Genomic DNA, 13,120 nt, shown 5'->3' with positions numbered 1-13,120 from the left:
CTTTCCTTGGACCACCAACGCATCGTCCGTCTGCCGGAGTCCGGCGACCGGATGCAGATCAACTATAGCAAGTTTCTGTTATCCCCTTCACCGCCCGGCCGTCTCCTCACCGACCCCCGCAGGTACGCGACTTACGACGCTGAGGTACGACGACGTGACACGACAGATCAGCCGCCGGAGCATGTTGAAGGCAGCGGGCATCGCTATCGGTGCGACCGCGCTCGCCACCCCGGCCGGCGCTGCCGGCGCCCCTCTCGTTCACCCCGGGCTGCTGCACACCCGTGCCGATCTGGACCGTATGGCGGCCGGGGTGAGAGCGGGTGCCAGACCGTACGCCGCCGGGTTCGCCAAGCTCACCGCCAACCGGCACGCGCAGAGCGGCTGGCAGGCGAATCCGCAGGCGATCGTGTACCGGGGGTCGGGTTCGCCCGAGAACTACCGGATCCTCTACAACGACATCCACGCCGCCTACCAGAACGCCCTGCGCTATCACGTCAGCGGCGAGGAGGCGCACGCCGACACCGCCGTGGCGATCCTCAACGCCTGGTCGGGGAAGCTGACCGCGCTGGAGGGCAGTGCGGACCGGTTCCTCGCGGCGGGGCTGTACGGGTACCAGTTCGCGAACGCCGCAGAACTCGTGCGGGACCATGGGGACTTCGAGCTCGGGCGGGCGCGGGATCTGCTGCTGAACGTGTTCCATCCGCTCAGCGACGACTTCCTGACCCGCCACAACGGCGCGGTCGTCACCAACTACTGGCCCAACTGGGATCTGGCGGCGATCGCCTGTGTGCTCGCGACCGGGATCTTCTGCGATCAACGCGCCGTCGTGGAACGGGCCGTGGAGTACTTCAAGCACGGGGACGGGATGGGGTCGGTGAAGCACGCCATTCCCGTGGTGCACGAGGACGGTCTCGGGGAGTGGGTCGAGGCCGGGCGCGACCAGGGGCATGCGCTGCTGGGGGTCGGGCTGATGGGCACGGTGTGCGAGATGGCGTGGAACCAGGGGATCGATCTGTACGGCTACGACGACAGCCGGTTCCTCAAGGGCGCCCAGTACGTGGCCAAGTGGAGCCTGGGCGGGGACGTGCCGTACACGGCGAACACGCGGAAGAAGGGGGCGATCGGGGGGTGGTCGGGCAGTGAGACCGCGTCCGGTGTCGCGGGCGTGGACCCGGGGATGGTCCGGCCCATCTGGGCGATGATCGCCCATCACTACACCAAGCGGCGGGGGTTGCCGGCGTCGTACGTCACGCGGGCGGCGGCGAAGGCCGCGCCTGAGGGCGGGGGCGGTGACTACGGGCCGAACAGCGGGGGGTTCGATCAGCTGGGGTTCGGGACACTGGCGTTCAGCCGGGACCGCCAGGAGGCGGCGGTGAAGACGCCGGGTTCGGATCCGGGTCCGGGTTCGGGTTCGGGTTCGGGTTCGGATCCGGGTTCGGGTCCGGCCGGTGGGGGTGTCCGGGCGCAGGCTACTGCGTCTCCGGTGGCGCGCGACGACCTCGCCGCCACCGGGACCGGGGATGCGGCGGGGTGGGTGGCGGCGGCGGGCGTGAGCGCGGTGGCCGGCGGGCTGCTGATGCTGCGTCGACGGGGGCGGGCCGGATAGCGGCGGGCGGCGCGAGGCGTGCCGGGTGCGGTGCCGGAGGTCCGGACGGCGGCGGGGTGGGTGGCGGCGGCGGGCGTGAGCGCGGTGGCCGGCGGGCTGCTGATGCTGCGTCGACGGGGGCGGGCCGGATAGCGGTGGGTGCCGCGGGGCGTGCCGGGTGCGGTGCCGGAGGTCCGGACGGCGGCGGGGCGGGTGGCGGCGGCGGGCGTGAGCGCGGTGGCCGGCGGGCTGCTGATGCTGCGTCGACGGGGGCGGGCCGGATAGCGGTGGGTGCCGCGGGGCGTGCGGGGTGCGGTGCCGGAGGTCCGGACGGCGGCGGGGCGCCACGGACGCCGCGGGGGCCGTACCGGCACCGCCCGGTCCTGCGCGTCGGGGCGGACATCATGAGCGGCCGCCGTAGGGCGAACACGGCGGCCGCCGGGCCGAGGAGCACCAGGCCGCGGAACACGCACCCGCGCGTGCGGCGGGGTGGTGTCGGCAGGGATGCGTGGGGCGTCATGGCCCCAGTGCAGAGGGGGACCTGTTGCGGGGGCGTGGGGGTTTTCCATACCCCCCGCAACAGGCTCGCGATACGCGCCCGCGACACGGGGAATCCGCGGGCTCCTACCCTCCGCTGACGGTGCTCGCGCTCTTTTCCGTCGCCGTCAGCGGCTTGGCGATGTCCTCCAGGGAGCGGCGTTCCGCCTTGACCGCCAGGAGCGCCGCGACCAGGCCCGCCAGGCACATCAGCGTCGCGCCGATCGAGAAGGCGAGGACCGTGTCGCTGACGACACCGGTTTCCGTGAGCTTGGCGAAGAGGAGCGGGCCGCTGATGCCGCCGGCCGCGGTGCCGATGGCGTAGAAGAAGGCGATCGACATCGCCCGGGTCTCCATCGGGAAGACCTCGGAGACCGTCAGGTAGGCGCTGGAGGCGCCTGCCGAGGCGAAGAAGAGGACCGCGCACCAGCAGGCCGTCATGGTGGCCGCGCTCAGCGAGCCCTGGTCGAAGAGCCAGGCCGTGCCGAAGAGGAGCAGGCCGGACAGGATGTAGGTGCCGGAGATCATGATGCGGCGGCCGACCGTGTCGAAGAGCTTGCCCAGGAGCAGCGGGCCGAAGAAGTTGCCGATGGCGATGACGGCGAAGTAGTAGCCGGTGTTGCCGCTCGGGACGTCGAAGAACTTCGTGAGGATCGCGCCGAAGCCGAAGGTGATCGCGTTGTAGAGGAACGCCTGGCCGATGAAGAGGGAGAAGCCGAGGACGGCGCGCTTGCGGTAGTCGGAGAAGACCGTGCGGCCGATCTCCAGGAAGGAGACGCTGCGGCGCTGGTGGATGGTGATCTCACCCTCGGGGCGCGGCAGCGGTTCGGTCCGCTCTTCCTCGATCGTGCGCTCGATGGAGGAGACGATGCGTTCGGCCTCGTCGTCGCGGCCGTGGATCAGCAGCCAGCGGGGGCTTTCCGGGACGTGCCGGCGCACGAGGAGGATCACCAGGGCGAGGACCGCGCCGAGCGCGAAGGTGAGGCGCCAGCCGACGTTCGCCGCGAAGATGTCCGTGTCCAGCGCGACGATCGACAGCAGCGAGCCGAAGACGGCGCCGAGCCAGAAGCTGCCGTTGATCATCAGGTCGACGCGGCCGCGGTACTCCTTGGGGATCAGCTCGTCGATCGCGGAGTTGATCGCCGCGTACTCGCCGCCGATGCCGAAGCCGGTGAGGAAGCGGAAGAGGAAGAACCACCAGGTGTCGAAGGCGATGGCGGTGAGGGCGGTGGCCCCCAGATACACCGCGAGGGTGATCATGAAGAGTTTTTTGCGCCCCCATTTGTCGGTCAGGCGGCCCCAGAACAGGGCGCCCAGGCAGGCGCCCGCCACGTACAGGGCGGCCGCCATGCCGGTGACCTCGCTGGACGTGATGGGCAGGCCGCTGCCCGGTTCCGACAGGCGGCCGGCGATGTTGCCCACGACGGTGACTTCGAGTCCGTCGAGAATCCACACGGTGCCGAGGCCGAACACGATCGTCCAGTGCCAGCGCGACCACGGGAGGCGGTCGAGGCGGGCGGGGATGTCGGTGGTGATGGTTCGGCCTCTTTCGGCCTGCGCGGTGCCCATGGGCTCCCTCCTCGTCGAGCGGAACCCGGTTCTAGTGCCCTGAGCGATTTCCCTTACGCCCTGGGCTGGTTTCCTCACGCCCCGAGCGCGTGCGACACCGTGTAGATGAGCAGGCCGGCCAGTGAGCCGACCACCGTGCCGTTGATGCGGATGAACTGCAGGTCGCGGCCGATGTTGGCCTCGATCTTCCGTGTGGTGTGCTCGGCGTCCCAGCTCGCCACGGTGTCGGTGATCAGGGAGGTGATCTCCTTGCGGTAGGTGGTGACGACATAGACGGCCGCGTCCTCCACCCACTGGTCGACCTTGTCCTGCACCTTGCGCTCGGCCGCCATCCGGGAGCCGAGCGAGAGCAGTGAGGCGCGTACCCGCAGCCGCAGTTCGCTGCGCTCGTCCTCCGCCGCAGCGACGACCATGGATCGTACGGCCGTCCAGGCGCTGGCGATGAGGTCCTGGACCTCGCCGCGGCCCAGCACCTCGCCCTTGAGCCGCTCGACGCGGGCGCGGGTGTCGGTGTCGGACTGGAGGTCGGAGGCGAAGTCGGTGAGGAAGCGGTCGAGGGCGCCGCGCGCGGGGTGGCCGGGCATGTCGCGCATCTCGGTGGTGAAGCGCAGCAGCTCCCGGTAGACCCGCTCGCCGACCTTGCGGTCGACGAACTTCGGCGTCCAGCCTGGGGCGCCGCCCTCCACGGCGTCCATCACCTCCTCGCGGTGCAGCACCAGCCAGTCGTGGGCGCGGTTGACGACGAGGTCGACGACCCGTTTGTGGCCGCCGTCGGCGACGACCTTCTCCAGCATCTTGCCGATGCCGGGCCCGATCTCCTGGGCATTGGCCCGGCGGGTGATGGCCTCGCCGACCACGGCCTGGACGTCGGAGTCGCGCAGGACCGTCAGGGCGCCGCGCAGGGCGGTGGACAGCTCGGCGGTGACCCGGTCGGCGTGTTCGGGGACCGCGAGCCAGGCGCCGAGGCGGCTGCCGATGCCGACGGTGCGCAGCCGCTGTCGCACGACGTCCTGGGAGAGGAAGTTCTCGCCGACGAACTCGCCCAGGGAGACACCGAGCTGGTCCTTCTTGGTGGGGATGATCGCGGTGTGCGGGATGGGGATGCCGAGGGGGTGCCGGAAGAGGGCGGTGACGGCGAACCAGTCGGCGAGCGCGCCGACCATGCCCGCCTCGGAGGCCGCGGCGACATAGCCCGCCCAGGGGCCGGCGCCGGAGTTCTGCGCCCACTTGGCGAGGACGTAGACCACGGCCACGAACAACAGCAGCCCGGTGGCGGTGAGCTTCATCTGCCGCACGCCGCGCTGTTTCTCCTCGTCCGCCGGGCTGAAGGTCGTCATCGCACGGTTCACGGCGGCACCGGGCCGGGCATGCTGCCCTCCGACACCGTCGCCCTTTTGTTCTGCTTTCGTTCGATTCATCCGCTCCACCCGCTTGGTGATCCCGCACACATTGTCCCTTCCTGACCGACTCCTGGAACGAAACAGGAGTTCCCGGCGTCTGTCGGGAGGGGGCATTGTCACGGGGTCCTGTGAGCTCCCCCCGGCCCATGACGCATCATGGGCACATCAGATCGGAGCCTTGGGCTCCCATCGCCCGAGGAGAACAACACAGCATGACCCGAGGACGTGGTTACGCCCTCCTGGGTGTGATCGTCGCAGCGATCATGGCCCTTTCCACCGCCCTGTACGTCGGAGTGGCGTCCGACAACGGCACACGCGACCAGAACACCCTCGGCGAAGGCCGGGTCCCGCACAACTCGGCCGCCCCGGCCTCCACCGGCACCTGGGTCAGCACCTGGTCCACGTCCCCGGCCGCCGCCGAACCCGGCACCGAGACGACGGGCATGGCGGACCGGTCGGTGCGCAACGTCGTCCACACCAGCGTCGGCGGTACGGGTGCCCGCGTGACGCTGTCCAATCTCTACGGCCAGTCGCCGCTGAACATCACGCGGGCCACGATCGCCGTCTCCGCGGGCAGCGGCACGGCCGCGGCACTCGCGGACACCATGCGGCAGCTGACCTTCGGCGGCGGACCGACGGTCGTCGTCCCGCCCGGCCGGCAGGTGATGAGCGACGCGGTCCGGATCGCCGTCCCGCACGACACCGACGTCCTGATCACCACCTACACGCCGACCAGCTCCGGCCCGGTGACGTACCACCGGCACGCCCGCCAGACCTCCTACGTCGCCCAGGGCGACCACGCGCAGGACGCGACGGGCACGCCGTACACCGAGCGGAGCGTCCACTGGCGCTACCTGACCGCGCTGGACGTGCTGAGCAACGAGTCCGACGGCACGATCGTGGCGCTCGGCGACTCGCTGACCGACGGCATCACCTCCACCTCGGGCGCCAACAACCGGTGGACCGACGTGCTCTCCGACCGGCTGCGCGCTCAGATCGCGGCCGGGCGGGACCTGCCCCGCTACAGCGTCGTCAACCAGGGCATCAGCGGCAACCGGGTCCTCACCGACGGCCTCGGCCGCCCCGCGGACAACCCCAGCGCCCTGAACCGCTTCCAGCGGGACGTGCTGGAGCGGACGAACGTGAAGGTCGTCGTGATCGACCTCGGTGTGAACGACATCCTGCGCAACCCGCGCCTCGCCGACCCGGACGCGATCCTCGACGGGCTGCGCACTCTGGTGGGGCAGGCACACGCGCGCGGAGTGAAGGTGGTCGGGGCGACCCTGATGCCGTTCCACGGGCACCGCGGATACACCGACGCGCGTGAGGCGGTACGCCAGACGATCAACGCGGAGATCCGCGCCGGGCGGGTGTACGACGCCGTGGCCGACTTCGACCAGGCGCTGCGCGATCCGTACGACCCGCGGCGGCTGCGCACCGACTACGACTCGGGGGACCATCTCCACCCCAGCGACAAGGGGTACACGCGGATGGCGGAGTCCTTCGACCTGGAGATGCTGAAGGGGTCGGCGCCGGCGGAGCTGTAGCCCCGCCCCCGTCCCGCCCCGTGCCCGTCGCCTGCCCGCAGGCGGCGGGCACACTGCTGCCGGCGCTCAGTGCTCCCCGTGCGCCCTGCGCCGACGCGCCGCGGCTCGCCCAACTCCCGCCGCCCGCCCGGCGCTCCGGCTTGCGCCGGCGGAGCTGTAGCCCCGCCCCCGTCCCGCCCCGTGCCCGTCGCCTGCCCGCAGGCGGCGGGCACACTGCTGCCGGCGCTCAGTGCTCCCCGTGCGCCCTGCGCCGACGCGGCTCGTCCAACTCCCCCCGCCGCCCCGCCCGGCGCTCCAGCCTCTCCTGGCGCCGCTCCTCCCGGACCCGCAGCTTCTCCGCCCGGGTCAGCTTCCGCTGGACCCCGACGCCGCCCCACAGCGCGAACCCGGTCACGACCACCCGCGGCGCGCCCGGCTCCCCCGGCACGCCCTCCTCGCGGTGGTCGAAGCCGCCCATGATGCCGATGCCGCGGACGACGACCTCGACCCCGGGCGGCACGATCACATCCACCCCGCCCATGAGCGCGATCGCGTTGATCTCGACCTCGCGGTCCGCGAAGTTCGCCTCCCGCAGATCGACCTCCCCGCCGCCACAGAGGACGAAGCAGGTGAACCGCCGGGGCACCGTCCAGCGCCCCTTGCGCTGGAAGCCGGACATCACGGCGACGGCCCGGTTCGAGGACCCCTCGCCACCGACGATCCGCCCGGACCACTCCGGGCCGGCGGCCGGGTCCTTCGTCAGGGACACCACCGGCACCGTGACGCCCCCGGCCGGCAGATCCCGTGTGAGGGGGGCCAGCTCCCCGTACGTCCGCGCCTTGTACGTGGCCTCCAGCCGCTCCTCGAACTCCTCCATGTCGAGGCGTCCCTCCGCGACGGCGTCCCGCAGGATGCCGGCGACCCGGTCACGGTCGGCGTCGGAGGCGCGGAGGTCCGGGACTGCGTCGTCGGTCATACACAGCAGATTACGAGTTCACCCCGCCGGGGGCCACGAGATCGCCCGCTCGGCCCGGTCCGCGTACATCTTCGCGATCACCGCCTCGATGTCCGGTTCCCGCACCGACAGGTCCACCAGCGGGTGGTCGGCCGCGATCCGCGCCACGAGCGGCGCCGCCGACGCCCCCGCCGGGAACGCCAGCCACTGCCGCGGCCCGTCCACACGGACCACCCGCGCGGGCGCCGGTGCCTCGATCGGCGGCAGTTCCCGCTCCAGGTCCACCACCAGGATCCGCTCGCTCTCCCCCGCCTCGTGCAGCCCGGCGAGCGGACCGTCGTACATCAGACGCCCGTGGTCGATGACCATCACCCGCTTGCACAACTGCTCGATGTCCTGGAGGTCGTGCGTGGTCAGCAGCACCGTCGTACCGCGCTCGGCGTTCAACTCCCGCAGGAACTCCCGCACTCTGGACTTGGACACGACGTCCAGCCCGATCGTCGGCTCGTCCAGGTACAGGACCTCCGGGTCGTGCAGCAGCGCCGCCACGACGTCCCCGCGCATCCGCTGCCCCAGGGAGAGCTGCCGCACCGGCACGTCCAGCAGGTCGCCCAGATCGAGGAGTTCGACCAGACGGCCGAGGTTCTCCCGGTAACGGGCGTCCGGAATCCGGTACATGCGGTGCATCAGCCGGTAGGAGTCCCGCAGCGGCAGGTCCCACCACAACGTCGTACGCTGCCCGAACACCACGCCGATACGGTGCGCGAGGCGCGTCCGCTCCTCGGAAGGGTTGATCCCGGCCACCCGGAGCCGGCCCGCGCTCGGGGTGAGGATGCCGGTCAGCATCTTGATCGTGGTGGACTTGCCGGCGCCGTTCGGCCCGATGTACCCGACCATCTCGCCGCGCTCCACGCCGAAGGAGACCGAGTCGACCGCCCGCACCTGCCGCCGCTCCCGCTTCATGAAGCCGGTCTTCTTGCGCACCTCGAAGACCTTCTCCACACCGTCGAGTTCGATGAACCCGCTTTCCGACCCGGTCAACTCAACTCCCCGTACTCCGGTACGAACGAAGCCCCGTACGCCACGCCACCCCGGCCAGTGCGCAGCAGACCACCGCCACCAGCGGCGAGGCGAAGGCCGCCCACCCGGGCAGCCCGACCGGATACGGCCGCCCCAGCACATGGGAGGCGGGCACCCAGTTGACGAAGGCCAGCGGCACCATGAAGGTCACGCCCCGCACCAGGTCCTTGCCGAACACCGCCGGCGGATACTGCAACAGCGTCGTCCCGCCGTAGGTGAAGGCGTTCTGCACCTCGGCGGCGTCCTGCGCGTAGATCTGGAAGGCCGCACCCCCCACGAACACCGCCGAGAAGATCGCCGCGCCGCTGACCACCATCACCGGCACCAGCAGCACCTTGGCCGCGTTCCAGTCGACGTCCACCGACACCAGCGCCCAGCCCAGCACCACCGCGCCCTGGACGATCCGGCCCAGCCGGCGCAGCGCGAACCGGTCGGCCCCGACCTGGGCGAGCACCGGCGCCGGCCGCACCAGCAGCGTGTCGAACGAGCCGTCACGCATCCGGGCGCCCAGCACGTCCATCGAACCGAGCGCCAGATCGGCGATCCCGAACGACGTCACCGACAGCCCGTACAAGAACGCCACTTCGGGCAGCGACCAGCCGCCCAGCGAGTCGACCTGCGAGAACATCAGCAGGATCCCCACGAAGTCCAGGCCGGTCACCGCCAGGTTCCCGATCGCCGTGACGACGAAGGAGGTCCGGTAGGTCATGCTGGACCGCACCCACATCCCGGCGATCAGCCGATAGGCCCGCGCCCCCTCGGCCAGGGCACCGCGCTCACCCACCCTGCACCACCACCCGCCGCGTCGCGGCCGACTGCACCAGCCGCCCCACCCCCAGCAGCGCCACCGCCCACGCCGCCTGGAAGGCGAACGCCCGCAGCGGGTCGGTCTCCCCCATCAGCACGTCCGCCGGCATCTGGATCTGCGCCGCCCACGGCAGCACCCGCACCACCTCCCCGAGCACACCAGGGAACGCGTTCAACGGCAGCACCATGCCCGAGAAGAAGACCCCCGTCACCATCAGAACCTGGCTGACGCCCATGCCGTCCATCAGCCAGAACACGCTCAGGGCCGCCAGGTAGCGGATCGCGAAGCTCACGACCGTCGCCAGCAGCAGCGCCACCGCGAAAGCAGCCCACCGGGCGACGTCCGTCGGGAGCGCCATCGGGAAGAAGACCGCGCCGAACACGAACGGGATCACCCCCCGCCCCAGCATCTGGAACAGCGCCCGCCCCACATCACCCGCCAGCCACCACAACTGCAGATCCGCCGGCCGGTACAGATCGACCGCGATCTCACCGGTGCGGATGCGCTCCATCAGGTCCTTCTCCGCGCCCCCGCCCTGGATCGCCAGCGTCGCGTAGAGGCACTGCCCCAGCCACACGTAGGTCACGGCCTGCGCCTGGTCGTACCCGCCGAGATGGGGCTTCTCGTCCCACAGCGCCAGATACGTGTAGACGAGGATGACGCCGAAGACCGTGTTGGTGAACACCCCGGCCGCCGTGGCCGCCCGATACGTCGCGTACCGCCGGAAACCGCCCGCCGCGACGGCCGCGTACAACCGTCCCGAGCCCACATCCACCGCCCTCCTCGCCGCACGGCACCGAAGCGCAGGAGCCTAGTGGCCCCCTGACCGGGCATGCCACGCAATTTCAGGGAGCGCGAAGGTGGCGCGAGGCGAGCGCGCACCGGCCCAGACGGTACGATCCGTTGCGTCCGCGCGGGCCGAGGCGCCCGTGGCCAGGGCGAGCAGCGTGGCGGCGGTGCCGGCCGGACGGAGCGTACGAGCCGTCACCAGCCACGGTCGTGTCCCCCTTCGGGCGAAGGTCGCACAGGCGAGATCGCGATGCGGGCCGACGTGCGGAACAGCGCGGTCCACCCCGTGCCCGCCCGCGCGCTCACCCGCGCACGACCCGCCTCACCACGGCTCACAGCCCGGCCCTCGATCAGGGAACTGATCAATGGATGGGACAGTCTTCATCACAGGGGCACAAGAGCGAGCAGAGACGTACGGGAACGACGTACGACGCGAAACAGGAGTCCGTGCACGACATGAGTGACGAGCCTCAGCCGCAGCAGCCGAATCCGGGCTGGGCACCGACAGAGCCGCAGGCGAACGCCGACGGCACTGCGGGCACGCCCGGGGCCACGGCGGCCGGGAAACCGAAGCGGACCGGCTGGCGCCGGATCTTCCCCACCTGGCGCATGACGCTCGGCGGCTTCGTCATCGTGGTGCTGCTGCTGATCGGCGGCTTCTTCCTGGGCTACTCCCTCGTGAAGATCCCCCCGGCCAACGCGCTCGCCACCAAGCAGGCCAACGTCTACCTCTACGCGGACGGCTCCGTGATCGCCCGCGACGGCGAGGTCAACCGGGAGAACGTCGCCCTCCCTCAGATCTCCAAGGCCGCCCAGCACGCCATCCTGGCCGCCGAGGACCGCGACTTCTACACCGAGTCCGCCGTCGACCCCAAGGCCATGGTCCGCGCCGCCTGGAACACCGCCCTCGGCAAGGGCAAGCAGTCCGGCTCCACGATCACCCAGCAGTACGTGAAGAACTACTACCTGCGCCAGGACCAGACCGTCACGCGCAAGGCCAAGGAGTTCTTCATCGCGATCAAGCTGGACCGCGAGGTGAGCAAGGACCACATCCTCGAGGGCTACCTCAACACCAGCTACTTCGGCCGCAACGCCTACGGCATCCAGGCCGCCGCCCAGGCCTACTACGGCAAGGACGCCAAGGACCTCGACCCGGCCCGCGCCGCCTACCTCGCCGCGCTCGTCAACGCCCCCAGCCAGTACGACGTCGTCGCCCACCCCGAGAACCGGGGGGCCGCCGAGTCCCGCTGGAACTACGTCCTGGACGGCATGGTCAAGAAGGGCTGGCTCAGCGCGTCCGAGCGCACCGGCATGAAGTTCCCCATGCCGAAGGAGTCCACCCTCTCCACCGGCATGTCCGGACAGCGCGGCTACATCGTCCGGATCGTCAAGGACTACCTCGTCCAGAACAAGATCGTCGACGAGAGGCGGCTCGACGCCGGCGGCTACCGCATCACGACCACCCTGCAGAAGGGCAAGCAGGACGCGTTCGTGAAGGCCGTCAACGACAAGCTGATGTCCAAGCTCGACAAGAAGAACAACAAGGTGGACCGCTACGTCCGCGCGGGCGGCGCCTCCGTCGACCCCAGGACCGGCAAGGTCGTGGCGATGTACAACGGCGTCGACTACGTCAAGCAGTACACCCCCAACGCCACCCGCAGGGACTTCCAGGTCGGCTCCACCTTCAAGCCGTTCGTGTTCACCTCGGCCGTCGAGAACCACTCCGAGACCCAGGACGGCCGCGTCATCACCCCGAACACGATCTACGACGGCACCAACAAGCGCCCCGTCCAGGGCTGGACCGGCGACCCCTACGCCCCCGAGAACGAGGACCAGCACTCCTACGGCGACATCACCGTCACCGAGGCCACCGACAGTTCCGTGAACTCGGTGTACGCGCAGATGGCCGCCGACGTCGGCCCCGCGAAGGTCAAGCAGACCGCGATCGACCTGGGCGTCCCGGAGACCACCCCCGACCTCGCCGACGGCCCCGCCATCGCGCTCGGCACCGCCACCGCCAGCGTCCTCGACATGGCGGAGGCCTACGCCACGCTCGCCAACCACGGCCGGCACGGCACCTACACGATGGTCGAGAAGGTCACCAAGGAGGGCACGCCCGTCGAGCTGCCCGAGCGGCGCACCCGCCAGGCCGTGAGCCGCGAGGCCGCCGACACCACCACCTCCATGCTGCAGAGCGTCGTCCAGAACGGCACGGCCTCCGCCGCCCAGGCCGCGGGCCGCCCCGTCGCCGGCAAGACCGGCACCGCCGAGGAGGACACGGCGGCCTGGTTCGCGGGCTACACCCCCGACCTCGCCACCGTCGTCTCCGTCATGGGCCAGGACCCCGTCACCGCCGCCCACAAGTCGCTCTACGGCGCCATGGGCCTGCCGCGCATCAACGGCGGTGGCGCACCGGCCGAGATCTGGACGCAGTTCACCCAGGACGCCCTCAAGGGCAAGCCCGCCAAGGAATTCGACCTCAGGCTCCAGCCCGGCGCAAACCTCTCGCAGGCCCCCAGCAGCGACGCCCCGGCCGACCCCACCACCGGCGGCACCACCGACGGCGGCACGACCACCGGCGGGGAGGACACCGGCACCGAGACGCCCGGCCAGACACCCAGCGCCCCCGAGGGCCAGACCGAGGGCCAGACCGACGGCGGCACCACCGACGGCGGCACCGGCGGCGAGTCCCCCACCGGCGGCGGCACCGCGGACGGCGGCACCACCGACGGCGGCACGACCACCGGCGGCACCACCGACGGCGGGACGACGGAGGGCGGCGGCGACGCGAGCGACGGCGGCGCGACGGGCGGCCCGACCGGCCCAGGCCGGGGCGTCGTCCCGCAGGGCGCCCGCCGCGAGTAGACACGC

General features: G+C 71.2%; 9 protein-coding genes. 3 read left to right on the top strand and 6 right to left on the bottom strand.

Features of this window, described 5'->3' with window-relative positions; translation table 11 throughout:
* Nucleotides 1-181: 181 nt before the first annotated feature.
* Nucleotides 182-1,606 carry an alginate lyase family protein gene (locus ACIQHQ_RS00695; protein WP_402608696.1) on the top strand — a complete coding sequence of 475 codons (1,425 nt, stop codon included), beginning with the start codon at nucleotides 182-184 and terminating at the stop codon, nucleotides 1,604-1,606.
* Between the two features lie 603 nt (nucleotides 1,607-2,209).
* Here the strand turns inward: ACIQHQ_RS00695 and ACIQHQ_RS00690 are convergent.
* Both ACIQHQ_RS00690 and ACIQHQ_RS00685 read right to left on the bottom strand, forming a co-directional pair.
* The gene (locus ACIQHQ_RS00690; protein WP_402608694.1) at nucleotides 2,210-3,691 is read right to left on the bottom strand and encodes an MFS transporter; all 1,482 of its coding nucleotides are present in this window, start codon (nucleotides 3,689-3,691) and stop codon (nucleotides 2,210-2,212) included.
* Between the two features lie 74 nt (nucleotides 3,692-3,765).
* Nucleotides 3,766-5,109: a DUF445 domain-containing protein gene (locus tag ACIQHQ_RS00685; RefSeq protein WP_402608692.1), complete on the bottom strand. Its 1,344-nt coding sequence runs from the start codon at nucleotides 5,107-5,109 to the stop codon at nucleotides 3,766-3,768.
* A gap of 194 nt (nucleotides 5,110-5,303) precedes the next feature.
* On the opposite strand from ACIQHQ_RS00685, the gene ACIQHQ_RS00680 reads away from it, so the two are divergent.
* A complete protein-coding gene (locus tag ACIQHQ_RS00680; protein WP_402608690.1) occupies nucleotides 5,304-6,638 on the top strand; it encodes an SGNH/GDSL hydrolase family protein in 1,335 nt (444 codons plus the stop codon).
* A 226-nt stretch (nucleotides 6,639-6,864) separates the two neighbouring features.
* Here ACIQHQ_RS00680 and ACIQHQ_RS00675 read toward each other — a convergent pair whose 3' ends face one another.
* The 4 genes from ACIQHQ_RS00675 to ACIQHQ_RS00660 are packed head-to-tail and all read right to left on the bottom strand — an operon-like array spanning nucleotide 6,865 to nucleotide 10,229.
* Nucleotides 6,865-7,593 carry a DUF1707 domain-containing protein gene (locus ACIQHQ_RS00675; RefSeq protein ID WP_402608688.1) on the bottom strand — a complete coding sequence of 243 codons (729 nt, stop codon included), beginning with the start codon at nucleotides 7,591-7,593 and terminating at the stop codon, nucleotides 6,865-6,867.
* Between the two features lie 18 nt (nucleotides 7,594-7,611).
* Nucleotides 7,612-8,613 (bottom strand): ATP-binding cassette domain-containing protein, encoded by a 1,002-nt coding sequence (locus ACIQHQ_RS00670; protein WP_402608686.1) that lies wholly within the window; start codon nucleotides 8,611-8,613, stop codon nucleotides 7,612-7,614.
* 1 nt (nucleotide 8,614) lies between these two features.
* Nucleotides 8,615-9,436, bottom strand: coding sequence for an ABC transporter permease (locus tag ACIQHQ_RS00665; protein ID WP_402608684.1), 822 nt, complete (start codon nucleotides 9,434-9,436; stop codon nucleotides 8,615-8,617).
* Nucleotides 9,429-10,229 carry an ABC transporter permease gene (locus ACIQHQ_RS00660; protein ID WP_402610586.1) on the bottom strand — a complete coding sequence of 267 codons (801 nt, stop codon included), beginning with the start codon at nucleotides 10,227-10,229 and terminating at the stop codon, nucleotides 9,429-9,431. The genes ACIQHQ_RS00665 and ACIQHQ_RS00660 overlap by 8 nt, the downstream gene beginning before the upstream one ends.
* A gap of 476 nt (nucleotides 10,230-10,705) precedes the next feature.
* Between ACIQHQ_RS00660 and ACIQHQ_RS00655 the strand changes: the two genes are divergently transcribed.
* Nucleotides 10,706-13,114: a transglycosylase domain-containing protein gene (locus ACIQHQ_RS00655; protein ID WP_402608682.1), complete on the top strand. Its 2,409-nt coding sequence runs from the start codon at nucleotides 10,706-10,708 to the stop codon at nucleotides 13,112-13,114.
* Nucleotides 13,115-13,120: the final 6 nt, after the last annotated feature.

Origin of the sequence: Streptomyces sp. NPDC092370 (genome assembly GCF_044755265.1) — a bacterium.
In the GTDB taxonomy this organism is placed as follows: domain Bacteria; phylum Actinomycetota; class Actinomycetes; order Streptomycetales; family Streptomycetaceae; genus Streptomyces.
Note: the sequence above shows the minus strand (reverse complement) of the source record. Positions and strands in the feature narration are given on the sequence as shown.